Source organism: Chryseobacterium sp. S90, from assembly GCF_047444895.1.
Classification (GTDB): Bacteria; Bacteroidota; Bacteroidia; order Flavobacteriales; family Weeksellaceae; genus Chryseobacterium.
In genome coordinates, this window is record NZ_JBLGCX010000006.1 from 49,274 (window position 1) to 71,404 (window position 22,131).

Sequence of the window (22,131 nt, forward strand, 5' to 3'; positions counted from 1 at the left end):
ATTTTCTCTATTTTTGCTTAAAATTTAAAAATCATGTCACAAAATATCAGATTGGCTACAGCAGAGGATTATTTGAGAATTATGGAAATCTGGGAGTCAGCAGTAAAGGCAACCCACGATTTCCTGGCTGAAGAGGATTTCAATTATTTTAAAGAAGCTATTCCAAGAGATTATCTTCCTAATCTGGAAGTTTATTTAATTAGTGAGGACAATCAAGCTAAAGGTTTTGCATCCGTAGCAGAAGGCAATCTGGAAATGCTCTTCATTCATGATGATGCCCGTGGGAAAGGATATGGAAAAACCCTTTATCAATTTATGAAAGAAAAGACCGGACTTACCAAAGTGGATGTGAATGAACAGAATCCACAAGCGATTGGATTTTATGAAAAAATGGGGTTCAGAAAGATTGGAAGATCAGAAAAAGACGGTTCAGGAAAGGATTACCCACTTATTCACATGAGTCTGTAAATGGAAAATTTTTCGTTCAGTTTATTAAATCTGGATGCGGAAATTCCTTATCATTTGTTGCTGTTAGCAGATGAAACCAAAGAAGCTATTGATCGGTATATTTTCAATGCTGATCTCTATCTTTTACATGACGTCTCTGAAAATATTGCGGTGATGGCACTATGCAAAATTAGTGATACAGAACTGGAAATTAAAAATATTGCAGTCATTGAAAGTTACAGAAGCAAAGGAATCGGAAGTATTCTGATGAATAAAGCTAAAGAAATTGCCAAAGAAAATCATTATAAAATTCTGACTGTAGGAACCTCGGATACCGGATTCCAACAGATCAGATTTTATGAGAAAAACGGTTTCATTAAAAGTGGAGTCCTGAAAGATTTTTTTATTGAAAATTACCCGGATCCGATATATGAAAATGGTTTACAAATGCGCGATATGGTTGTATTAACCCATCACCTGACGGAATAAGCCTTTAATATGCTCTATTTCAGTCTGATAATTGGTTTTCTTACGACATCCGAAATACAGCGTGTTTTCCAGTTTCTTCTTTCCTTCCCAGATCAGTTTCACTTCACCGCTTTCAATATCCTTTTTGCATAGAAAATCAGGTACAACCGCTAATCCTGTTCCACCTTTCAGACATCGGATGATTGAATTCAGATTAGGAACGATATAATTCGGACGGAAATTAGGTTTATGACCAAAATTCAGGGTCCAGAACTGGAAAAGGTGCTCCATATCTCCTGTGGTTCCGTACCACTTTTCATTCTTCAGCCATTCCTCGATCTGTTCTGCATCTTTTGTTTTCAAAACTTTATTGAAAGCCGCTGTGTCCACATCTTTTCCACCCACCAGAATGATCTGTTCTGAAGAGAAAGCTTCATGTTCTATATTGGGTGAAGACCCTTTTTTAGGAGTGATGATAAGATCAAGAATTCCTTTATCCAGCTGATCCAGCATTTCCGGATATTCTCCAAAACTGATAATCAGATTAAAAGGCAATGAAGAAACATATTGCTCCAACGTCGTCTGAAAAGTTTCAAAACACATTCCTACACTGATGGTAGGCGTATGCTTCTCTGTAGATTTCTGAAAGTTTTTTTCTACATCTTCCAGTTTGGTAATAGGTTCAGCAACGGCATTAAATAATACTTTCCCGCGTTCTGTAGGGATCATTTTTCTACCGGTCCTGTCGAATAGTTTGTATCCTACATAAGCTTCCAAAGAACTTAAATGCAGACTCACTCCCGGCTGTGATATGAATAAAGCATCAGCAGCACCCGTCAATGTCCCGGTTTTATATATCGCCTTAAAAGTACGGTACCATTCTAAATTAACCATGATTTAATTATTAATATTCTGATGCAAAATTACAAAATAATTATAATATTAATACATTTTCATTCTTAAGAAATGATGCATAATAATCCGGAATCCCACTTTCTTTTATCTGACGGACCGTTTCATCAATCGGATATGGTAACTGAATAATTTCCGGAGTAATTTTTTCTTCGTCTAAAGTGAATATGACATAAGAAGCCAGCCTGTTTTCTTCTTTAGAACGACCTACAGATCCACAATTGACAGCCCATCCATTATTTTCAAACTTTTTTTTAAAAGATAAATGAGTATGCCCCATCACCACAACATCAGCGCTGGAATCTTTTAGTATATTCTCAAAAACCTCATCATTTTCTGATTCATAGAGATAAGTATCGTTACTTTCAAGGCTGGAATGAACCAATTGAATGTTCCAGTGCTTCTTCCCTACTTTATAGTTCAATTTTAAATGAAAAGGCAGCTCTGATAAAAACGTCTTGTTCTCTTCTGTAATATGTTTTTTAGAATGATCGATCGCTATAAATCTGGCATTCGTCTCTTCTTCTGAATGCTTGGACAAAGGAACAACAGGAATATCAAAAGCAATTCTTTCATCATGGTTTCCCATCAGACAAGGAATGCTTAAACTTCTGATCTTCTCAATCACCTCGTTTCCCCAGGGTGCAAAGTCCACAAGATCTCCCAAGCAGAACTTCTGCCTGATCCCTCTCTGTTCTATATTCTTCAACACTACTTCTAATGCAGGGAGATTTCCATGCACATCACTAAAAACAGCTACCTGTATCATTGTCCTTCAATTTGTTAAACAAATTTACACGACAGTAGGGAATTTCAGTTCGGATATGATATGACATTCTACCATGAAAGGGAAATAGTCAATAGTCAATTTTTGCTGCGCAAAGTCAATAGTGAATGATTAACCATCAATTAGAAATACCTGTATATAAACAAATCGAATTGACTTTTCACCATTCACGATCAACAAACTCCGAACCACACATCCCAAACCTGTAAAAAATTCACAAGCGAAGCGAATTGACTTTTCACTATTCACGATCAACAAACCCCGAAACACGCACCCCGAAACGCGTAAAAAATCCACAAGCGAAGCAGATTGACCGCTCACTCTCAACCTTCAACTTTAAACCTAAAACATTGAACTTCACAAACTATAATTTAAATAATACTTCCCTATAATTTATATTATTTTTATTATACAAACATCCATCCTAACTTTGCAGAGTAAAATTTAAACAATCATAAAAAAATGAAAAAAGTACTAATCATCAACGGAGGACAGAATTTCGGACATTCCGGAGGAAAATATAATCAGACTATTGCAGAAAATACATTGGCGGTTCTTAAAGAATTTGACAATGTAGAAGTAAAGATCACTAATGTAAGTGAAAATTATGATAAACATGAAGAAGTGCAAAAGTTTGTCTGGGCAGATTACATTATTTACCATACTCCGATCTGGTGGTTCCAGCTTCCGAACGGATTGAAAAAATATATTGATGAAGTTTTCACAGCAGGTCATGCCAAAGGAATTTATATGAGTGACGGAAGAAAGGCTGAGAATCCTGAAATCAATTATGGTACGGGAGGAATGCTTGGAGGAAGAAAATATATGCTGACGACAAGCTGGAATGCTCCTGCAACCGCTTTCACACTTCCCGGAGAATTCTTCAGTGAAAGAAGTGTAGATGATGGACCATTATTTGGTTTCCATAGAATGAATGCTTTTGTCTCATTAGAGAAAATGGAAAGTTTCCACTTCCACGATGTAGAGAAAAATGCTAATGTAGAGCGTGATATGAAACTTTACAGAGAACATGTAAGAAACGTATTTGAAAAAGAATTAAAACCAGAATTAGTATCATGAAAAAAATACTGATTACAGGTATTACCGGCTATATAGGAGGTAGTATCGCTAAAAAACTGCTTGACAGAAATTATGAAGTAACAGGATTAGTTCGTAATGAAACTCATGTACAGGAACTTGAATCATTGGGAATCAAAACCATTGTAGGGAATATTCACAATGAAGATGTAATAAAAACAGCCGTTGCTGGTGCTGATGCAGTAATTCATAATGCAGATTCCGCAGATGATGCTTACGCTGTGGATAATTTCATCAAAGCAATGGAAGGTAGTCACAAGATATTCATATTCACTTCAGGATCTGCTATTTTCGGGGGTAAAGAAAATGGTAAAAGAAGTGATTTTGTGTATACTGAAGATTTTCCTCTGACTCCAAGACTGGAAATGGCATCAAGAGTTCTTATTAACAATTACGTTCTTCAGTCTGTTCAAAAAGATATAAGAAGTATCGTTATTGTTCCTACCATGGTTTACGGAGAAGGTCTGGGAATAAAAAAAGACAGCATCCAGATTCCTGCTTTGGTTAATTTTTCTCAGAAAAAAGGACACGGTGTTTATTTTGGAGAAGGTGAAAACATCTGGTCCAACTTGCACATTGAAGATTTGGCAGAACTGTATGTACTGGCCTTGGAAAAAGCAAAAGGAGGTTCTATCTATTATGCAGAAAATGGTGCTTCATCTTTAAAAAACATTGCAGAAGTTATCAGTAAAAAATATAATCTGGAACCGGCCAAATCTTTAAGTATACAGGATGCTGTTGACAACTTCGGTCCTGCGGGAGGCTATTTCGGTTTTGCATCCAACAGTAGATGTAACGCAGACAAAGCCAGAGCAGAACTGGAATGGAAACCCATTTATAACTCAATTGAAAATTTTATTTAATATGAAAATTCATCTTACAGCCATTATAAAAGCCAAAGAAGAACATCAGGCAGAAGTATTGGAAGTTCTTCAGAATATGGTAAAAGAAACAAGAAAAGAAGAAGCATGTGAGCTTTACAGCCTGCATCAGGGAATTGAAGACAAAAACGAATTTGTTTTCTACGAAATCTGGAAAAGTAAAGAAGGTCTGGATCAGCACAACCAACAACCTTACATTCAAGCCTTCGGGGCATTGGTGGATGAAAAGCTTCAGGAAAAACCACAGATTTATATCACCAATATCATTTAATCATGAAAAAATTAGCGTTTCTAATGCTGGCCATCTTCACAATAGGATTTGCTCAGGCACAAACTAAAAAATCTAAAAACATGAAAAAGAAAATATTATTCGTTGTTACCAGCCACGATAAAAAAGGCAGTACAGGCGAGGATACAGGATATTATTTAGGCGAAGTTTCCCATCCATGGGAAGTTCTTCACAAAGCAGGATATGAAATTGACTTTGTAAGCCCGAAAGGCGGAACTCCTCCCGTAGATGGTTTCGATTTGAAAGATCCCGTAAACAAAGAATTCTGGGAAAACAAAGAATACAAGAACAAGATTGATCATTCTATGACACCGTCACAGGTGAACCCGAAAGAATATTCAACAATCTTTTATGCAGGAGGACACGGAGCGATGTGGGATTTTGCAGACAATAAAGACCTCTCTGATATTGCTTCAAAAATCTACGAAAACGGAGGTATTGTAGCAGGAGTATGCCATGGTCCGGCAGGATTGGTGAATATCAAGCTGAATAACGGAAAATACCTTGTAGACGGAAAGAAAATCAATGCTTTCACCAATGAAGAGGAAGCTGAAGTAAAATTAACAGATGTTGTTCCTTTCTTATTAGAAAACAAACTGAAAGAAAGAGGAGCACAATTTGAAAAATCAGGGCTTTGGCAGAACCATGTAGTTGCAGATCAGAGAGTGATCACAGGACAAAATCCTCAATCTGCAAAGAGCGTTGGAGAAGCTATTTTAAAAGAATTAAATAAATAAAAGACAATTTTAAGCCACAACAAAATAATCTATAAACTGAAAATTGAGATTGTCTCAAAAGTCAAATTATTTGGACTTTGTCATTCTGACGAAGGAAGAATCTCATTAACAATCAATCACATAAGATTCTTCACTACATTGCATTTCATTCAGAATGACATTTTGCAATAATTTCTGGCAAATCTAAGGTTTGACGGGGTGGTTTACACATAACAATTTTAAAACAAAATGGAATACAGAAAATTAGGAAATACAGATTTAGAATTATCAACAATTACACACGGAGCCTTTGCTATCGGAGGAAATATGTGGGGAGGTAATGAAAAACAGGATTCTATCAACTCTATTCATGCATCATTAGATCACGGAGTGACTTCTATCGACACGGCACCTTTTTATGGCTTCGGATTGAGTGAAGAAATGATTGGTGAAGCTATCAAAGGAAAAAACCGTTCAAAAATCCAGCTTTTAACAAAATTCGGATTGGTATGGGACGGAAGCAATAATGGAAAAGGAGAATTTTTCTTTGATGCAGAAGACGAAGGAAAAACTCTTCCTGTTTATAAATTGGCTTCTAAAGAAAACATCATCAAAGAAGTTGAAGAAAGCTTACAAAGATTAGGGACAGATTATATCGACCTTTTACAACTTCACTGGCCAGACAGCACCACTCCTATCTGCGAGACAATGGAAGCTATGGAACTATTGATTCAGCAAGGGAAAATCCGTGCTGCAGGAGTAAGTAACTATAGCGTGGCTCAAATGGAAGAAGCGAACAGAACGTTAAAGCTTGCCAGCAATCAGGTTTCTTACAGTATGCTAAACCGTGCCATTGAAAGCGACCTTGTTCCTTATTCGTTGGAAAACAACTCAGGAATTATCGTATACAGCCCTATGGAAAGAGGTCTTTTAACCGGTAAATATTTCAAAGAAACCCAATTAAAAGATAACGACCACAGAAATGGATATTTCTCCCATTTTGATTTGAATAAAGTGAAAACTTTCTTAGAAAAAATTGAACCTATTGCGCAGGAAAAAGGAGCCAGCCTTTCTCAACTGGTATTAAGATGGACTACATTACAGCCGGCAATCACAGTAGTATTGGCAGGAGCAAGAAATGCACAGCAAGCCATCGAAAATGCAAAAGCTATGTCTATTGACCTTTCTCAGGAAGAATTGAGCTTTATCAACTCGGCTTTAAGCGAAATATAATATAAAGCTGGAAGAAGAGGCTGGAAGATGGAAGTTATTGATGTCGGATAATCAATAGATCGGTTTATAATTTAACTTCAACTGTCATTCCGACGAAGGAGGAATCTCTTATTAAATGCAGAATAGCGTAATAGAAACCTGCTAATTATCAACACACTAATATAACTTCCCCCTTCCCTCTTCCAGCTTCCTTTCTTTAACCTCAAACATCATAAAAAATGAAAAATAATCTGATCAAAATGTTCGGGTTAGCCACATTATTGACTATAAACAGCGTTTCATTAAATGCTCAAACCCTTGTCAATCCCGAAGACAAATCATGGTATCCTTCTGCTTATGGAGCAAAGGATGAAATCGGAGCCGCTAATTTATTGACTCCTGAAGTTGTAAAACAGGCATTAGGACTGGTGAAACAAGGTAAAACCTTAGCTCTTGCCGTTCCTATTGATAAAAACCTTCCGGCCTTCAGACACAGAAGTTTTAATTTATATAATATTCAGCCCGGAGAACAGGGAGGAAAAAGCATAGGTCCCAATAAATTTACGTTCAATGATGAACTGGTAAACGGATGGACCGGAGTGGGAACACAGCTTAACGGTATCGGACACATTGGTATTGATAATACTTACTACAACGGAAATAAAGCGACTGATTTTGTAACGGTAGAAGGTGTGAAAAAACTGGGTGTGGAAAAAGTTCCTCCTTTCGTTACCCGTGGTGTAGTTCTTGATATGACTGCCCATTATGGAAAATCAATAGTACCCGGCGGAACAGAGTTTACGGTAGAAGATATCAGATCCGTTTTAAAGAAACAGGGACTTACCCTAAGAAAAGGTGATATCATTCTTTTCAATACCGGATGGCTGGAATTGGCAGGTAAAGACAACAAACAATTCCTGGAAACAGAACCGGGAATCGGAATGGATGCTGCAAAATGGCTTGCCGATCAGGGAATTGTAGCTTTTGGCGGTGATACATGGGCTTCTGAAGTCTATCCTAATCCAAAAAGCAAAGAAGAGTTTCCCATCAACCAGTTTATGCTGGCTAAAAAAGGAATTTATAACCTGGAACTGATTGACAGCCGCCCTTTGGTCAAGCAAAAAATCTGGGAATTTTTATTTGTGCTGGGACAGCCTTTATATGTAGGCTCTACTCAGGTAAATGTAAATCCTGTAGCGATTTATTAAATTAAATGCTTACAGTATGAGGTTGTTTAAACTTTCATATTCATTATTTTAGCCACAAAAGTTTTAAACACTTAAGTTTTTTCAGAACCAAGTCTTATAAGTGCACCTAAGTTTTGTGAAAATCTTTGATTTTCATCTTGTGTGAACTTTTCTGCAGTATCATTTTAAACTTACTTAAGTGAACTCAAGTGTTTTAAAATGAACCCTTTTGTAACTTTTGTGGTTTGGTAAAATTCAAACAACTTTTATATCCGAGAAACGAAGAGGCAATGTAATTCCAGTAAAAAAAATAAAGCTAACCTTAGAATTTATTTTTAGAATTAATACCCAAACTGTGTTACACTGTTACTTTGCATCTTGCATCAAAAACGGCCTTTCAAAAATTTGAAAGGCCGTTTCTTAAAATAAAGTAAACATCCGTAGATGATGCAGTCTTCATTGCATCCAACTTCCTGCATCCATCTTCACTATTTTGCAATCGGAAGATGAGTACTTACTGCAATTCTGTTCCAGGCATTGATGGTAATGATCGCCATAATGATCTGAGCAATCTGGTTATCATCAAAGAATGATTTCGCTTTTTGATACGTTTCTTCAGTTAAACCTTTATCGCTAATCAATGTAATTTCTTCTGTCATTGCCAATAGCACTTGCTCTTCTTCAGTGAAAAATTCTTTTGCTTCAGTCCATCCGTTCAAAATAAAAATTCTTTGGGGATTTTCTCCGTATTTGATGGCATCTTTGGTATGCATATCAAGGCAGAAAGCACATTTATTGATCTGGGAAGCTCTGATCTTAATCAGCTCCTTCTGAATGTGTGTTAAAGAAATAGTCTGTAAATATCCTTCCAATCCAAGCATTGCTTTATAGGCTGCTGAATCTACTGTTGCAATATTTAATCTTGCGCTCATAATATTATTATTTTTTGATTAATTGATCTATACTTAAAGAATAATGTTGTTGTACTGCCAGTAGAAGTGCAGCAGCACTTCCCACCCACACAGAATAGTTCAGCGGAGCTTTTGGTCCTGATGCAATGGTCATGGATATAGCAAAAATCAACATTAATATACTGCTTCCATAGGCTGCAAACTTTGTTTTAAATCCAAAAATCAGCATCAAAGGAAAAAGAATTTCCAAAAAGGTAGCCGCATACGCTGAAACCGTACTCAAGGCTTCCGGCAGAAAAAATGTCAGCTGTTTTGTATACTCTTTAAAACTCTCCATGTTTCCCCATGCTGAATTTTCTTTGCTCCAAAATCCAAATCGGTCTGCCACAGCAGAAAGCATGGTTACAGCAAGAGCAAGTCTTAAAAATAGCTGTGGAAATTGATTTTTGATATCTGTCATTGTATTGGCTTTTAATAACATGACAAATTTCCGGTTTCTGATCCGTAAAAATCTTAAACTGGTTTAAGATCGTAACTTCGCCCTGATTTCACTTAAATATTCCGGAGTAAATCCTAAAAACGAAGCAATTAAATATTGAGGAATTCTCTGTATAAACCAAGGATACAACGTACTGAAATGCACATAATATTCTTCTTTTGTCATCTCATAAATATAGCGGATTCTTTTTTCAGCCGCCGCATAAGCCGTTTGGTAGACCATTCTGAAATAACGTTCCATTACCGGATGCTTTTCCAATAAAAGCTCCTGAGACTGGAAATCAATAACTAAAATTTTGGAATTCTCTACAGACTGAATATTAAAGCTTGACTTCACCTGTTTTTCAAAAGCAAAAGTATCAGACATCCACCAGTTTTCTATAGCAAATTCTGTGGTTTGCTCTACTCCTTTTTCGTTTACAAAAAACTTCCTCAGACATCCTTCCAATACGAAATATTTAAATTTACAGATATCACCTTCAAGCATCAGATTTTCTTTCTTTTTAACTTTTAAGATCTGAAAAAAAGAAATAATAGAAGTAAATTCCTCCTCAGTGATCGTAATGAATTTATCTAAATGTGCCTTGAAAGTTTCCATTATAATATTTAGTAATCAAACTTAACTTTATTTTTTTAGTTTTACAATTCCAAAAAACAATAAATCATGGACATCGTTGCAAAAATTTTGATCGCTCTAGTCGCAATAGAACATATCTACATTCTGTGGATGGAAATGTTTGCCTGGGAAACGAAAGGAAAAGAAGTTTTCAAAGCTGCTTTACCTGCAGAAATGTTTAAACCTACCAAAGGACTGGCTGCCAATCAGGGACTTTACAATGGTTTTCTGGCTGCCGGACTTATCTGGTCATTTTTGATTAAAGATCCGCAATGGCAGACCAATGTAGCTTTATTCTTTTTAGGATGCGTAGCTGTAGCGGGAATCTACGGTGCCATTTCAGCCACTAAAAAAATATTCTTCGTACAGGCACTGCCTGCCATACTAGCAATCATTGCAGTATTACTGAAGTAATTTCCCGGATCATCCTGGCCATGTCAATCTTCTCTTAGCGTTGTGATAAGAGAAAAATTGCCGTGAAATTCCAATCTAAAAATAACATTGAAAATCAACACATTACAACTCTGAAAATCCATTTAATATAAAATTCGTAAATTTGCACCGTCATAAAAAATTGATACACAGTTTTTTTATGCTGGCCTGCATTTTGATGCAAAGTAGGCGTTCAAGTTGTTCAGTACACATATCTGTAATTACCTCATCAGTAATTTAATTGTAGAATCTATGTAAAAGATTAATTTCTTTTTACATAAATGCACTCTTTTTCTAGAGTATAATCTATTGAAATATTTAAAATAAACATAAGGCCTCATGGTTCTTATGCATTATTTTTTTGTTAAAAGCTTTTATCATTAAAAGCTTAGCAAATTATTTTATCCTATCCTCATCAGCAGAACAACTAAAGCTAAACGTATATAATGAATTGGTGTACAGTTTTTTATATCATTTATTAATTCAAAAATTCTGAATATGGAAAAAAATGAAAACAGTAGAAAAGTAAAACTTAAAGTAGAAGATCTGACTATTATTTTTGGCAAAAACAAAGAAAAAGCACAGGAACTTTTAGACAAAGGCTTTTCCAAAAAGGAAATTCTTGAAAAAACAGGCTGCACCATAGGAATCAACAAAGCAAGTTTTGAGATCTATGAAGGAGAATTTTTTGTCATCATGGGATTGTCAGGAAGTGGAAAATCTACCTTACTGCGCTGCCTTAACAGACTGAATGAGCCCACCTCAGGAAAAGTATACATCAATGACGATGATATTACCAGCAAAAACAACAAGGAACTTCTTGAAGTAAGAAGAACAGAAATGAGTATGGTCTTCCAGAAATTCGGATTGCTGCCTCATCATACTATCTTAGACAATGCAGGTTTCGGGCTGGAAATCAGAGGAGAAAGCAAAGTTTCCCGCGATGAAAAAGCACAGAAAGCATTAGATATTGTTGGTTTAAATGGTTTTGAAAATCAGTATCCTTCCCAACTATCAGGAGGAATGCAGCAGAGAGTAGGATTAGCAAGAGCTTTAGCTAATGATCCTGAAGTACTGCTTATGGATGAAGCCTTCTCCGCACTGGACCCTTTGATAAAATCTGAAATGCAGGATCAGATGCTTGAACTGCAGAATACTTTACAAAAAACCATTGTTTTTATTACGCACGATTTGGACGAAGCCATTAAAATCGGAGACCGTATCGTCATTATGAAAGATGGTGTCATAGAACAGATAGGAACAGCAGAAGATATTTTAACCAATCCTGCCAGCGACTATGTAAAAGCTTTCGTAGAGAAAGTAGACCGCAAAACAATTATCACTGCCAGATCTCTGATGTTCGATAAAGCTACGGTAGTACGTTTCAGAAAAGACGGCCCGGAAGGAGCTTTAAGAAAAATGAGAGCAACAGGATTAGAAAACTTACCGGTGGTAGATTTTCAAAATAAATTTCTGGGCTTTGTGACCCTTAACGATGTGGTCCGCATTGCCAAAAAGAAAGAACCTACAGTGGAGTCAATTATCAACAGTAATGTTCCTTCAGTTTACCCTGAGGTCACTGTGGAAGAAATGCTGCCGTTAATTTCCGGAAGTAAATCAGCCATCGCTGTAATCGATGAAGACAACAAGTTTTTAGGTCTTGTTACCCAGTTATCTCTTGTCATAGAAGCGACCAAGTTTAACGAAGAAGAAATTATTGAATTAAAAGAAATCGCAAACAACCAATAAGATGAATAAAACTATAGATATAGGTCAATATGTAGAAACTGCAATCAATTGGCTCACAGAAAATGGAAAACCTGTATTTGATGTTATAAAACATGTAGGAAACTCCTCTATCATGGGGATTGAATGGGTATTAACAAACACTCCTTTTTATGTAATCATTCTCTTTTTTACCCTGCTGGCATTATGGAAAGCCGGAAAAGGTATTGCTGTGGTAACTGCAGCCGGACTAAGCTTAATATTTTTAATGGGATTATGGAAAGAAACTATGGAAACGCTGGCACTTATTTTTGTGTCCACCATTACTGCCCTTATCCTTTCTATCCCTCTGGGAATTTTGGCTGCTAAAAGCAAAATAGCCGACAAAATCATTCGTCCTTTACTGGATTTGATGCAGACAATGCCCGCATTTGTCTACCTGATTCCTGCTGTATTATTTTTCAGTATTGGTAAAGTGCCTGGTGCTTTTGCAACCATCATTTTTGCCATGCCGCCCGCGGTACGATTAACAGCATTGGGAATTGAAGCCGTTCCGAAAGACATTGTGGAAGCAGCACGAGCTTTTGGGGCAACCAACCGACAGATTCTGTTTAAAGTAGAGCTTCCTTTAGCAATGAAAACGATCTTAACAGGGATCAATCAAACCATACTGTTATCATTATCCATGGTGGTGATCGCAGGAATGATTGCTGCAGGTGGTTTAGGTGAAAAAGTACTGGAAGGAATTAATAACCTGGATATCGGATTAGGATTTGAAAGCGGATTATCCGTAGTGATTTTAGCGATTATCCTCGACAGGATTACCCAGGGATTTGTAAAGAAAAAGCAATAAGATGAAACAATTAAAATATCTGTTTTTTCCCGTTTTAATGTTACTATTTTCAGCATTAAGTTCGTGTGAAAACATAAAAAACTCTAAATATATTACTATCGGAATGGTAGACGGCTGGGCAGAAGATGTCGCCATGACGCATGTTGCAAAAGCTATTCTTGACGAACAAGGATATCACGTTATTATTCAAAAAGCCTCTACAGATATGATTTTGGCTTCGATGAATAATGAAGATACAGACCTTTTCATGGGAGTCTGGCTTCCTTACACCCATGCCAAAAAGCTTGCTAAATTTCCGGGATTAACTCATCTTGGAACCAATTATGACAACGGTCGTATAGGATTGGTAGTACCGGAATATGTTCCTGTTAACTCTATTGAAGAACTTAATCAATATAAGGATCAATTCAATCACAGAATTATAGGAATTGAAAAAGGAGCGGGATTAACCACCGGAACTGACAAAGCAATTATTGATTATAAACTGGATTATCAACAGATTAACTCCTCTACCATTGCCATGATCACCGAATTACAGAATGCGATCCAGCGAAAAGAATGGATTGTGGTAACCGGATGGCAGCCTCACTGGATGTTTGGAAAGATGAAGCTTAAGTTTCTTGATGATCCAAAAAAAATATATGGTGAAGCAGAACAGATTAAAACCTATTCCAGAAAAAGCTTTGGTAAAGACCATCCGGAACTGGCCAGATTCTTTTCTAAACTTCATTTTGATGATGAAAACATGTCTGATCTTTTAATGAAAATGGAACAGAGTAAAAATAAAGAAGCTACTGCCAAAGAATGGGTGAAAGATCATTCTGAACTTATACAGTCCTGGCTAGATAAAAATTAATAAACAATTTGGTATTATCAAAAATCCTCAGCTCCACACGGGTCTGGGGATTTTTTTTATCGACATAGATTAATTGATTTTTTCTCTATGAAGCCATATTATTAGTAATCGCAAAGACGCAAAGAAATTTAATAGCATACTGCTTTAAGGCGCAAGAAAATCAAAGATTTTCAGCAAGTTTGTTTCAGTTAAAATTCAATAGAATTAAATTTTATCAAAGATAAAATCCTTGCGCCTTAAAGCATATTTAAAAGAAAATTGTTGCGCCTTTGCGTTTTCCAATATCTCATAACTATCCCATTGATTCTTTTATTTTTTCCCGATGGATTATTCCCCAATTGACTAATGTTTCTGTCACAGGAAATACAGATTTCCCGTACTCAGTCACAGCATAGGTTACCGTGATAGGTTTCGTATCCTGAATGGTTCTTGTGATCAGAAGATTTGTTTCCAGTTCTTTTAATTCTTTGCTCAGCATTTTTGCAGATATTCCTTCAATGCTGCGTTCCAGCTTTTTAAAATGAATCATCTGATCTGGCCTGTTTGTCAGATACCGTAAAATCATCAGTTTCCATTTTCCTCCTAAAACATCCAGACTGTCCCGCATTGCGAACAATTCTTCAGTACAGCTGGCTTCTCTTTCGATGCCGTTTTCAGTAATTTTTGCCATAATAGTTTCATGAAGGTAACTAGTTACCATTAGTTAACTAGTTGCAAATATAAACTATTCCCTCTTTACATTTGTGTATCAAATTTTAAAGTATGAAAGCAGTTATTTTGAATAAAAACGGACAATTAGAGGATGGTTTTACCGAACAGCCTCAACCTAAAGACCATGAAGTTTTAATCCAGATTAAAGCCAGTGGTTTCAATCCTATCGATTACCAGATGCTGGAAAATGAACTTGAACGTAAACTGATCAGTTCCCCAATATTAGGAAGAGAATTATCAGGAATCATTGTCGGTAAAGGGTCTGAAGTTACGCAATTCAACATTGGTGATGAGGTCTATTGTGGCAGTGGCTCCATGGGAAGCAACGGTACTTATGCAGAATATGTTGCCGTACCTGAAGCTATTGTATCTTTTAAACCAAAAAATATCTCGTTTGAGCAGGCGGCTTCTATTCCTTCCGCAGGACTTACCTCCCTGCAAATCTTTAACCGTCTGAAATTAAATCCGGAAAACACAATCCTTGTTACTGGCGCAGCCGGAGGTGTTGGCTCATTTTTGGTCAAACTTTTACTGGCCCACAATATCCGGAATATCACAGCAACCGTTGGTAGTGAAGAAAATAGACAAATGCTTCTCAATTTAGGATTAAAAAGTCATCAGATCGTTAATTACAGAGATGAAAATCTTATTGAAAATATTTTAAAAGCCAACAATAACCAACCTTTTGAATATGGAATTGATCTCGTAGGAAATTATATGTCAGAAGTGACTGCTGAAGTTTTAAAAATTAATGGAACTTACGTAGACGTAACAGCTTTAGTTACTAAAGATGCTCATGAAATTCTTTTCAATAAAGGAAGTCTGATGATGAATATCTCCAATTATACTTACGGAATGATCAAAAAATATGAGTACTACAAAAACAGCTTACTTAAAATAAAAGAACTCATTGAGAATGAAACTATTCTTCCACCACAGCATAAACTCATAGGAAATCTTTCTCTGGATACTGTTCTGCAGGCACATTCTCTATTAAAAAATAATCAGACCCAGGGTCATAAACTTATCATGAAACACTAAGCTATGAACAAAATACCAAGACGAATTATAACAGGAATTAAAAACGGAAAATCGATCATTGTAGAAGACCAACAGGTAGAAAATGCAGTGGAACATTTTCCTGGACTGATCATTTCGGACGTATGGAATACGCAGACAATGCCAGCAAGCCTGGAATTTGAAACCAGAATTCCTAACACTGGATTTCCTCAAACTCCAAAAAATGGTACTTATTTCCGGTATGTAGTGGTTCCGCCTGATAAAGATTTAGGAGTTGAATGGAAAAAAAATGAACCTCATCCGATGATGCATCAGACTTCAACACTGGATTATATCATTATCCTTTCCGGTGAGCTCTATCTGATTATGGAAGAAGGAGAAACGCTTCTGAAAGCGGGAGATATCGTTATTCAAAGGGGGACAAATCATGCATGGAGCAATCGGTCTGACAAGCCTTGTATTCAGCTTGCTGTTTTGATTGATGCGGAAGGGGAAAATTAAAAAATTTAAGGATTGGATAGTTCTCACAGATTTTAAAAGCTCAACAAAAAAAAACCTGTGTATTCTGTATAATCTGCGAAAAATAAAAAGAAGTCTTTTTAAAGTTGGAAAACGCAAAGGCGCAAAGAAAATAAATATGATTCTGTTTTAAGGCGCAAGAAAATCAAAGATTTTAAGCAAGGATTAATGTATAGTATTAGAATTATACAATTTTATCGCGGATAAAATCCTTGCGCCTTACAGCATAATAATAGAAAAAACTTTGCGCCTTTGCGTTTCCAACAAAAATCTCCCAATTTACAAAGCAGAAATTTCCAACAGTTTCTCCTTCATTTTTTCAGGCGTCAGCTGCCCTTCCTGATAATACACCAGATTCTGATGTTTATCCAGAAATACCCATAAAGGATAAACGGGCTGATTTTTATTTTTTGACAAAGCAAGCGCCAATTCATGAATCCCCGAATTTCCATTCTGCAGATATTCAAATTCCTGATTCTGAAAATGAATGGTCTCCTTAGTTTTTTCCGCTTCAAAATTGATGAAATAAAATTGTTCATTCATCATTCCTACCAGTTCTTTATCTTTACTCAAACGGTAAGATTCAATTTTACAGACCGCACACCAATCTGTATAAAGATGGATTACTAGAGGTCTGGATTCTTTTTTTTGCAGAACCTCCCATTCAGAAAAAGTGCCTGTCTTCATCTGAGACAGATAAAAACAGGGCACTAACATTAAAAATAAAGCTATTTTTTTCATTTCAAAGTATATTTTACTCCCAGAAAACCTCTGAAGCGCTGCATTGGAGCGTAGCCATATGCCGTATCAAAAGTATAATGATTAGGATTGTTGACAGGATCATCAACATGTTTATCAAATGGGTCAAACGGTCTCATCAAAGGATCTTTAGGGGTAAAGTTGAATAAATTCTTAATTCCGCAGTACACCTCAAACCCTGATTTGAAACTCTTGGCCACCTGAATATTAGCCAAAGAATAGAATGGTGAATATTCCGGGCGGTAGTCATTAACTAAAACAGGAAGTCGCATCGGTCCATAAAACTGTCCTGTAAAATCTACCGTCAGATTGTTTGGAAATTTATAGGTCAGGTTATAAGTCCCACTCCACTTTGGAGCATGCAGCTGCTGTGTTTTTTGATTTTCATTATCGAATTTCTGATATACGTCCAGATAAGTCACTCCTAAATTAACACTCAAAGGAAACTGAAAACTAAAATCTACATTCAGAGAAGCTCCTCTTGAAATTCCATATCCGTGAAGATTGTCATAAATAATTTTATCAGGATCGGAATCAAAATCTCCCACAATTTTATTACTGAAATAGGTATAGAATGCAGAAGCATCAAGATTGACCATTCGGTTACCAACAGGAATTTTCCAGATATAATTCAGGTTTCCGTTCACCGATCTTTCCGGCTTAAGATCTGATTTTACCACAACTTCTCTTGAACCTGTTAATGCAGCGTGATCTTCCGTAAATAAATTAACTACTCTGAAACCTGTTCCAAAATTGAAACGCAGCGTATGATACGGATTGGGTGAAAATTTCCACGCTAACCTCGGTGAATGTACGGAATGATGTACTTTATCATAATCATACCGGTATCCCAGCAACAAGGTGTTTTTATCATTAATCTCCCACTGATCCTGGACAAAAGCTCCCCAGATCGGAGATTTCATCGGAGCATTGGTGATTCCGTCTGCATCGAGTGTTCCCGGAGTATTGTCATCGTAAAAAGTTCTTTTGAAAGTAAGTCCGGCAGTAATATCATGTTTCCCGAAACTTCTGTCCCAATACGTCTGTACAAAAGCTACTTTTTGAGTAGCATTGAAAGGATTTGACCCATAAAACGAATTCTGGTCATGGTAATTGTAAGAAAATTGAGTTACAATATGCTCCTTCATTGGCCATTCATACAATCCGAAAACCTCTGCCCTGTTGGTATAAATACTTTCTCCGTATACCTGATCACTGCCGCGGTAAGATTTGTTCCACTGCATTTCTCCTCCAAAACGGTCTTCATACAGATATCTCATTGCAAAACTCGCCTGTCTGTTTTCCTTTCTTTTAAAATTCCATTTGTTAAAAACAGAAATTCTGCTCTGTAAAGTGGCATCTGTAAAATTATCTTTATTCTGATCTATTCTTTCCTGAAAGCTGAAATAATTCAAGCTTAATAATGAAGCGGCATTCTTTCCTATGTTAAACTTGGTGGAGAGATCAAGATTATTCTCACTCCATGTGCTGGTCATCATATCAACACTCAATTTAGGAGCAGTCAAAGCATTTTTAGTGATAATATTAATTACCCCTCCCATCGCTTCAGAACCGTAAATGGATGATGCAGGACCTTTTACTACCTCTATTCTATCCACCAGACTATTCGGGATTCCACTTAATCCATATACGGTGGAAAGTGAACTTACAATCGGCATTCCGTCAATCAGAATCATGGTGTAAGGACCTTCCAATCCATTGATGTGGATATCTCCTGTATTACACACGGAACAATTCAGCTGAGGTTTTACTCCGTTCACCATAGCAATAGCTTCAAAAATACTCGGAGTTGGATTTTTCTGAAAAAATTTCTGACTGTAGATCTCTACTGCTACAGGACTTTTGGATCTGCTCATCGGTTTTATGGTTCCGGTAACCACCACATCTTCGATGTTACTTGTCTTAAATTCCCTCTTCATAATTTTTGCAGAATCCAAAGTTTTAGACTGCTGTAAACTTAAACTGTCTGTCTCCTGCGAAAAACAATAGGTTGATAAAAAGGTGATAGAAAATAGTATTCGCGTCATGAAATTAAAATTGTTAGACAAATCTAACAATTATTTTTTAAATACAAAACTTTGCTGAAAAAATATAGATTAAGCCAATTCATGAAAAATGATTAAATTTGAGAAACTACATACGAAAGTAAAATGAGATATCATCTAGCGGGAAATATCCCACCAAAAAGACATACGATCTTTAAGTCTCCGGAAGATAAATTTTACTATGAACAGCTATTCGGTACAGAAGGCTTCCATGGTATTTCTTCTCTGTTATATCATATCCACCGCCCTACGCAGATCAAATCTATCGGTGAGCCGAAAGATGTCACTCCAAAAATAGCTGTGGAAAAAAACGTTGCTCCAAGAATGTTTAAGGGAATGAATGTAACTCCTGAAGACGATTTCATGGACAGCCGAAAAATCCTTTTGATGAACAACGATCTGAAAATGGGATTGGCCAAGCCAAGAAAATCCATGGATTACTTCTACAAAAATGCGGAATGTGATGAACTTTTGTATGTTCATAACGGAACCGGAATTTTAAAAACATTTGTAGGAGATCTTGAATTTGTAACCGGAGATTATCTTATTATTCCGAGAGGAACCATTTATCAGGTAGAACTGAAGTCTGATGATACTGTGTTTTTCGTATTAGAAAGCCACTCTCCTATTTATACTCCGAAAAGATACAGAAATGAATTCGGGCAGCTTTTGGAACACTCTCCGTTCTGCGAAAGAGATATGATTGCTCCTGTTTTCAAAGAACCTGTTGACGAAAAAGGAGAATTCCTGATTAAAGTTAAAAAAGAAAACCAGATCACTGACTTTATCTATGCAACACATCCGTTTGATGTAGTAGGCTGGGACGGATATTTCTATCCTTATAAATTTAATATTAAAAACTTCGAGCCGATTACCGGAAGAATTCACCAACCGCCACCGGTTCACCAGAATTTTGAAGGTCACAATTTCGTAGTATGCTCATTCTGTGCAAGAATGTACGATTACCATCCACAGGCTATTCCGGCACCTTACAATCACTCCAATATTGATTCTGATGAGGTATTATTCTATACAGAAGGTGATTTCATGAGCCGTAATCATATTGACCTGATGGATTTCACGCTTCACCCGGGAGGAATTGTACACGGACCTCATCCAGGTGCTATGGAAAGAAGTATCGGTAAAAAATTCACGGAAGAATATGCTGTTATGGTTGACCCTTTTCGTCCTTTGAAAATTACCGAAGAAGCTTTAAAAGTAGAAGATCCTTCTTATAAAACTTCATGGTTGGAATAGTCTACTAAGAATTAAAACAATTTTAAACTTTAATATCAACCACAAAAGATCTAAACACTAAAGGTTTATAGATGAATCTTTATTAATTATAAAGAACACAAAAGTTTTGAAAATCTAAGATTTTCCTCTAATGTGAACTTTATGCAGCACTAATACTGGCTTTTCTATTAAACCAAAATGTTTACCCTAGCTTTTGTGACTTTTGTGGTTAAAAATTCAAATAGATTTATTTAACATTAAAAAAGTATTACTGAATACATACAAAAGACGCTTTAAATCCCTTATTTAAAGCGTCTTTTTTCGTAAATTTGTGAGGTATGGTTAACATATTAGCCATCATTATTTTTCATGACGCATCCTAAGTAATGGTGGTTTAAAACAAAATCAATATTACATGTTAGAAAGAATCAGATTAGAAAGTCTACACCAAAAAGTAACCACGGCAGAAAATGCTGTAAAAATCATTAAAGACGGTATGACCATCGGGTCCAGCGGCTTTACAAAAGCAGGTGACAGCAAAGCTATTTTGCCGGCACTTGCAGAAAGAGGAAAAACAGAAGACCTTAAAGTCACTTTAATGACCGGAGCTTCACTGGGGCACGGTACCGACGGAAAGCTGGCAGAAGCTAATGTTTTAAAGAAAAGAATGCCCTTCCAGGTAGATCCTATTTTAAGAAACAAAATCAACAACGGTGAAATCCTCTTTATCGACCAGCATTTAAGTGAGAGTGCCGAACTTCTCCATACCAAAAATCTTCAGAGCATTGATGTAGCTATTATCGAAGCGGCTTATATTGAAAGAGACGGAAGTATTGTTCCTACTACATCTGTGGGAAATTCAGTGACATTTGCAGCTTTGGCTAAAAAAGTGATTATTGAAATCAATACCGAAGTTCCAGAAGAGGTTTACGGAATCCATGACATCTACCAGGCTGAAGATTATCCTTACAGAAATGTCATTCCAATTGTTGCTCCATGGAACAAAATCGGGAGAAAAAGCATTCCTGTAGATCCTGAAAAAATTGAAGCCATAGTTTTTACCAACCGTAAAGACAGCCCGGCAGACATTGCAGAACCGGACGAAAAGACAACAGCCATCGCCAAACATCTTCTTGCATTTTTTGAAAATGAGGTTCTGTTAGGACGTCTTACAGACAGACTACTTCCTCTTCAGGCAGGTATCGGTAAAGTAGCTAATGCAGTTCTAACCGGATTCAAAGACAGTAATTTTTATGACCTGACCATGTTTTCCGAAGTTCTTCAGGACAGTACATTTGACCTGATAGATTCGGGTAAACTAAGCTTCGCATCAGCATCATCCATTACCGTTTCTCAGGAATGCTATGAAAGAGTTTTAGGAAATCTTTCAAAATACAAAGACAAATTTGTGTTAAGACCTCAGAATATTTCCAATACTCCAGGATTGATCAGAAGATTGGGAGTAATAGCCATCAACACAGCTATTGAATTTGATATCTATGGAAATGTAAACTCTACCCATATCGGAGGAACAAAAATCATGAACGGAATCGGAGGTTCAGGAGATTTTGCAAGAAATGCTTACTTAAGTATTTTCGTTACTCAGGCAGCTTCAAAAGGCAACAATATTTCCCATGTTCTTCCCATGGTTTCTCATACGGATCATACTGAACATGATGTAGACATTCTGGTAACGGATGTAGGATTAGCCGATCTAAGAGGATTGGCACCGAGAGAAAGAGCACAGAAAATCATAGACAACTGTGTTCACCCGGATTATAAGGAAGAATTACAATCTTACTTTGACAGAGCCTGTGAAAGAGGAGGACACACCCCTCATTTACTACAGGAAGCATTCAGCTGGCATCTGAGATTCTCCGAAACAGGAAGTATGAAGCAGAAAACAGCTGTTGAAACTGCCAATTAAGAGTT

24 protein-coding genes are annotated in these 22,131 nt (G+C 36.6%); 16 read left to right on the plus strand and 8 right to left on the minus strand.

All coding sequences use genetic code 11. The features are described 5' to 3' along the window. The first annotated feature begins 33 nt into the window (after positions 1 to 33). Positions 34 to 468 carry a GNAT family N-acetyltransferase gene (locus ACLMCG_RS15985; protein WP_413960225.1) on the plus strand — a complete coding sequence of 145 codons (435 nt, stop codon included), beginning with the start codon at positions 34 to 36 and terminating at the stop codon, positions 466 to 468. After that, positions 469 to 936: a GNAT family N-acetyltransferase gene (locus ACLMCG_RS15990; RefSeq protein ID WP_413960226.1), complete on the plus strand. Its 468-nt coding sequence runs from the start codon at positions 469 to 471 to the stop codon at positions 934 to 936. Here the strand turns inward: ACLMCG_RS15990 and ACLMCG_RS15995 are convergent. Both ACLMCG_RS15995 and ACLMCG_RS16000 read right to left on the minus strand, forming a co-directional pair. Next, positions 913 to 1,809 carry a LysR family transcriptional regulator gene (locus tag ACLMCG_RS15995; RefSeq protein WP_223601240.1) on the minus strand — a complete coding sequence of 299 codons (897 nt, stop codon included), beginning with the start codon at positions 1,807 to 1,809 and terminating at the stop codon, positions 913 to 915. The two genes, ACLMCG_RS15990 and ACLMCG_RS15995, sit on opposite strands and share 24 nt — an antisense overlap. A gap of 40 nt (positions 1,810 to 1,849) precedes the next feature. Then, positions 1,850 to 2,596 (minus strand): metallophosphoesterase family protein, encoded by a 747-nt coding sequence (locus tag ACLMCG_RS16000; protein ID WP_413960227.1) that lies wholly within the window; start codon positions 2,594 to 2,596, stop codon positions 1,850 to 1,852. A 480-nt stretch (positions 2,597 to 3,076) separates the two neighbouring features. On the opposite strand from ACLMCG_RS16000, the gene ACLMCG_RS16005 reads away from it, so the two are divergent. The 6 genes from ACLMCG_RS16005 (at position 3,077) to ACLMCG_RS16030 (ending at position 8,018) form a co-directional block, all read left to right on the plus strand. Beyond that, positions 3,077 to 3,694 (plus strand): NAD(P)H-dependent oxidoreductase, encoded by a 618-nt coding sequence (locus tag ACLMCG_RS16005; RefSeq protein ID WP_413960228.1) that lies wholly within the window; start codon positions 3,077 to 3,079, stop codon positions 3,692 to 3,694. Next, positions 3,691 to 4,575 (plus strand): NAD-dependent epimerase/dehydratase family protein, encoded by an 885-nt coding sequence (locus ACLMCG_RS16010; protein ID WP_413960229.1) that lies wholly within the window; start codon positions 3,691 to 3,693, stop codon positions 4,573 to 4,575. The genes ACLMCG_RS16005 and ACLMCG_RS16010 overlap by 4 nt, the downstream gene beginning before the upstream one ends. 1 nt (position 4,576) lies before the next feature. After that, positions 4,577 to 4,864, plus strand: coding sequence for a putative quinol monooxygenase (locus tag ACLMCG_RS16015; protein ID WP_047429398.1), 288 nt, complete (start codon positions 4,577 to 4,579; stop codon positions 4,862 to 4,864). A 2-nt stretch (positions 4,865 to 4,866) separates the two neighbouring features. Further along, a complete protein-coding gene (locus ACLMCG_RS16020) occupies positions 4,867 to 5,619 on the plus strand; it encodes a type 1 glutamine amidotransferase domain-containing protein (protein WP_413960230.1) in 753 nt (250 codons plus the stop codon). Between the two features lie 228 nt (positions 5,620 to 5,847). Then, positions 5,848 to 6,831, plus strand: a complete 984-nt coding sequence (locus ACLMCG_RS16025) for an aldo/keto reductase (RefSeq protein WP_413960231.1) — start codon at positions 5,848 to 5,850, stop codon at positions 6,829 to 6,831. A 218-nt stretch (positions 6,832 to 7,049) separates the two neighbouring features. Further along, positions 7,050 to 8,018 carry a cyclase family protein gene (locus ACLMCG_RS16030; RefSeq protein WP_413960232.1) on the plus strand — a complete coding sequence of 323 codons (969 nt, stop codon included), beginning with the start codon at positions 7,050 to 7,052 and terminating at the stop codon, positions 8,016 to 8,018. A 467-nt stretch (positions 8,019 to 8,485) separates the two neighbouring features. Here ACLMCG_RS16030 and ACLMCG_RS16035 read toward each other — a convergent pair whose 3' ends face one another. From ACLMCG_RS16035 to ACLMCG_RS16045, 3 genes are all read right to left on the minus strand, one after another. After that, positions 8,486 to 8,929, minus strand: a complete 444-nt coding sequence (locus ACLMCG_RS16035; protein ID WP_062675364.1) for a carboxymuconolactone decarboxylase family protein — start codon at positions 8,927 to 8,929, stop codon at positions 8,486 to 8,488. A 7-nt stretch (positions 8,930 to 8,936) separates the two neighbouring features. Then, the gene (locus ACLMCG_RS16040; RefSeq protein ID WP_413960233.1) at positions 8,937 to 9,368 is read right to left on the minus strand and encodes a DoxX family protein; all 432 of its coding nucleotides are present in this window, start codon (positions 9,366 to 9,368) and stop codon (positions 8,937 to 8,939) included. 63 nt (positions 9,369 to 9,431) lie between these two features. Further along, complete coding sequence (locus tag ACLMCG_RS16045; protein ID WP_223601231.1) at positions 9,432 to 10,004, minus strand: Crp/Fnr family transcriptional regulator; 573 nt, start codon at positions 10,002 to 10,004, stop codon at positions 9,432 to 9,434. A 66-nt stretch (positions 10,005 to 10,070) separates the two neighbouring features. On the opposite strand from ACLMCG_RS16045, the gene ACLMCG_RS16050 reads away from it, so the two are divergent. The 4 genes from ACLMCG_RS16050 (at position 10,071) to ACLMCG_RS16065 (ending at position 13,888) form a co-directional block, all read left to right on the plus strand. After that, positions 10,071 to 10,436 (plus strand): DUF1304 domain-containing protein, encoded by a 366-nt coding sequence (locus tag ACLMCG_RS16050; protein ID WP_047382705.1) that lies wholly within the window; start codon positions 10,071 to 10,073, stop codon positions 10,434 to 10,436. Positions 10,437 to 10,952: 516 nt separating this feature from the next. Continuing rightward, the gene (locus tag ACLMCG_RS16055) at positions 10,953 to 12,203 is read left to right on the plus strand and encodes a quaternary amine ABC transporter ATP-binding protein (protein ID WP_413960234.1); all 1,251 of its coding nucleotides are present in this window, start codon (positions 10,953 to 10,955) and stop codon (positions 12,201 to 12,203) included. 1 nt (position 12,204) lies between these two features. Beyond that, positions 12,205 to 13,032, plus strand: a complete 828-nt coding sequence (locus tag ACLMCG_RS16060) for an ABC transporter permease (protein ID WP_047424380.1) — start codon at positions 12,205 to 12,207, stop codon at positions 13,030 to 13,032. A 1-nt stretch (position 13,033) separates the two neighbouring features. Beyond that, positions 13,034 to 13,888: a glycine betaine ABC transporter substrate-binding protein gene (locus ACLMCG_RS16065; RefSeq protein ID WP_413960235.1), complete on the plus strand. Its 855-nt coding sequence runs from the start codon at positions 13,034 to 13,036 to the stop codon at positions 13,886 to 13,888. A 292-nt stretch (positions 13,889 to 14,180) separates the two neighbouring features. Here the strand turns inward: ACLMCG_RS16065 and ACLMCG_RS16070 are convergent, their stop codons facing one another. Next, positions 14,181 to 14,558 (minus strand): winged helix-turn-helix transcriptional regulator, encoded by a 378-nt coding sequence (locus tag ACLMCG_RS16070; protein ID WP_223601227.1) that lies wholly within the window; start codon positions 14,556 to 14,558, stop codon positions 14,181 to 14,183. 92 nt (positions 14,559 to 14,650) lie between these two features. Here ACLMCG_RS16070 and ACLMCG_RS16075 point away from each other — a divergent pair, with 92 nt between their 5' ends. Together ACLMCG_RS16075 and ACLMCG_RS16080 are read left to right on the plus strand one after the other, a co-directional pair. Next, on the plus strand, positions 14,651 to 15,640 hold the full coding sequence (locus ACLMCG_RS16075) for a quinone oxidoreductase family protein (RefSeq protein WP_413960236.1): 990 nt from the start codon (positions 14,651 to 14,653) through the stop codon (positions 15,638 to 15,640). Between the two features lie 3 nt (positions 15,641 to 15,643). Then, complete coding sequence (locus ACLMCG_RS16080) at positions 15,644 to 16,120, plus strand: cupin domain-containing protein (RefSeq protein ID WP_413960237.1); 477 nt, start codon at positions 15,644 to 15,646, stop codon at positions 16,118 to 16,120. Positions 16,121 to 16,417: 297 nt separating this feature from the next. On the opposite strand, the gene ACLMCG_RS16085 is transcribed toward ACLMCG_RS16080, so the two are convergent. Further along, positions 16,418 to 16,825 (minus strand): thiol:disulfide interchange protein, encoded by a 408-nt coding sequence (locus ACLMCG_RS16085; RefSeq protein WP_413960238.1) that lies wholly within the window; start codon positions 16,823 to 16,825, stop codon positions 16,418 to 16,420. Positions 16,826 to 16,875: 50 nt separating this feature from the next. Further along, the gene (locus tag ACLMCG_RS16090) at positions 16,876 to 18,945 is read right to left on the minus strand and encodes a TonB-dependent receptor plug domain-containing protein (protein ID WP_413960239.1); all 2,070 of its coding nucleotides are present in this window, start codon (positions 18,943 to 18,945) and stop codon (positions 16,876 to 16,878) included. A 123-nt stretch (positions 18,946 to 19,068) separates the two neighbouring features. Here ACLMCG_RS16090 and ACLMCG_RS16095 point away from each other — a divergent pair, with 123 nt between their 5' ends. Then, the gene (locus ACLMCG_RS16095; protein WP_223601222.1) at positions 19,069 to 20,220 is read left to right on the plus strand and encodes a homogentisate 1,2-dioxygenase; all 1,152 of its coding nucleotides are present in this window, start codon (positions 19,069 to 19,071) and stop codon (positions 20,218 to 20,220) included. A gap of 394 nt (positions 20,221 to 20,614) precedes the next feature. Next, positions 20,615 to 22,126 carry a succinate CoA transferase gene (locus ACLMCG_RS16100; RefSeq protein WP_413960240.1) on the plus strand — a complete coding sequence of 504 codons (1,512 nt, stop codon included), beginning with the start codon at positions 20,615 to 20,617 and terminating at the stop codon, positions 22,124 to 22,126. Positions 22,127 to 22,131 lie beyond the last annotated feature (5 nt).

Excerpts from the sequence above, each read along its gene's own strand:
- ACLMCG_RS15985 (WP_413960225.1), top strand. The coding sequence starts at position 34 with ATGTCACAAAATATCAGATTGGCTACAGCAGAGGATTATTTGAGAATT.
- ACLMCG_RS15990 (WP_413960226.1), top strand. The coding sequence starts at position 469 with ATGGAAAATTTTTCGTTCAGTTTATTAAATCTGGATGCGGAAATTCCT.
- ACLMCG_RS15995 (WP_223601240.1), bottom strand. The coding sequence starts at position 1,809 with ATGGTTAATTTAGAATGGTACCGTACTTTTAAGGCGATATATAAAACC.
- ACLMCG_RS16000 (WP_413960227.1), bottom strand. The coding sequence starts at position 2,596 with ATGATACAGGTAGCTGTTTTTAGTGATGTGCATGGAAATCTCCCTGCA.
- ACLMCG_RS16005 (WP_413960228.1), top strand. The coding sequence starts at position 3,077 with ATGAAAAAAGTACTAATCATCAACGGAGGACAGAATTTCGGACATTCC.
- ACLMCG_RS16010 (WP_413960229.1), top strand. The coding sequence starts at position 3,691 with ATGAAAAAAATACTGATTACAGGTATTACCGGCTATATAGGAGGTAGT.
- ACLMCG_RS16015 (WP_047429398.1), top strand. The coding sequence starts at position 4,577 with ATGAAAATTCATCTTACAGCCATTATAAAAGCCAAAGAAGAACATCAG.
- ACLMCG_RS16020 (WP_413960230.1), top strand. The coding sequence starts at position 4,867 with ATGAAAAAATTAGCGTTTCTAATGCTGGCCATCTTCACAATAGGATTT.
- ACLMCG_RS16025 (WP_413960231.1), top strand. The coding sequence starts at position 5,848 with ATGGAATACAGAAAATTAGGAAATACAGATTTAGAATTATCAACAATT.
- ACLMCG_RS16030 (WP_413960232.1), top strand. The coding sequence starts at position 7,050 with ATGAAAAATAATCTGATCAAAATGTTCGGGTTAGCCACATTATTGACT.
- ACLMCG_RS16035 (WP_062675364.1), bottom strand. The coding sequence starts at position 8,929 with ATGAGCGCAAGATTAAATATTGCAACAGTAGATTCAGCAGCCTATAAA.
- ACLMCG_RS16040 (WP_413960233.1), bottom strand. The coding sequence starts at position 9,368 with ATGACAGATATCAAAAATCAATTTCCACAGCTATTTTTAAGACTTGCT.
- ACLMCG_RS16045 (WP_223601231.1), bottom strand. The coding sequence starts at position 10,004 with ATGGAAACTTTCAAGGCACATTTAGATAAATTCATTACGATCACTGAG.
- ACLMCG_RS16050 (WP_047382705.1), top strand. The coding sequence starts at position 10,071 with ATGGACATCGTTGCAAAAATTTTGATCGCTCTAGTCGCAATAGAACAT.
- ACLMCG_RS16055 (WP_413960234.1), top strand. The coding sequence starts at position 10,953 with ATGGAAAAAAATGAAAACAGTAGAAAAGTAAAACTTAAAGTAGAAGAT.
- ACLMCG_RS16060 (WP_047424380.1), top strand. The coding sequence starts at position 12,205 with ATGAATAAAACTATAGATATAGGTCAATATGTAGAAACTGCAATCAAT.
- ACLMCG_RS16065 (WP_413960235.1), top strand. The coding sequence starts at position 13,034 with ATGAAACAATTAAAATATCTGTTTTTTCCCGTTTTAATGTTACTATTT.
- ACLMCG_RS16070 (WP_223601227.1), bottom strand. The coding sequence starts at position 14,558 with ATGGCAAAAATTACTGAAAACGGCATCGAAAGAGAAGCCAGCTGTACT.
- ACLMCG_RS16075 (WP_413960236.1), top strand. The coding sequence starts at position 14,651 with ATGAAAGCAGTTATTTTGAATAAAAACGGACAATTAGAGGATGGTTTT.
- ACLMCG_RS16080 (WP_413960237.1), top strand. The coding sequence starts at position 15,644 with ATGAACAAAATACCAAGACGAATTATAACAGGAATTAAAAACGGAAAA.
- ACLMCG_RS16085 (WP_413960238.1), bottom strand. The coding sequence starts at position 16,825 with ATGAAGACAGGCACTTTTTCTGAATGGGAGGTTCTGCAAAAAAAAGAA.
- ACLMCG_RS16090 (WP_413960239.1), bottom strand. The coding sequence starts at position 18,945 with ATGACGCGAATACTATTTTCTATCACCTTTTTATCAACCTATTGTTTT.
- ACLMCG_RS16095 (WP_223601222.1), top strand. The coding sequence starts at position 19,069 with ATGAGATATCATCTAGCGGGAAATATCCCACCAAAAAGACATACGATC.
- ACLMCG_RS16100 (WP_413960240.1), top strand. The coding sequence starts at position 20,615 with ATGTTAGAAAGAATCAGATTAGAAAGTCTACACCAAAAAGTAACCACG.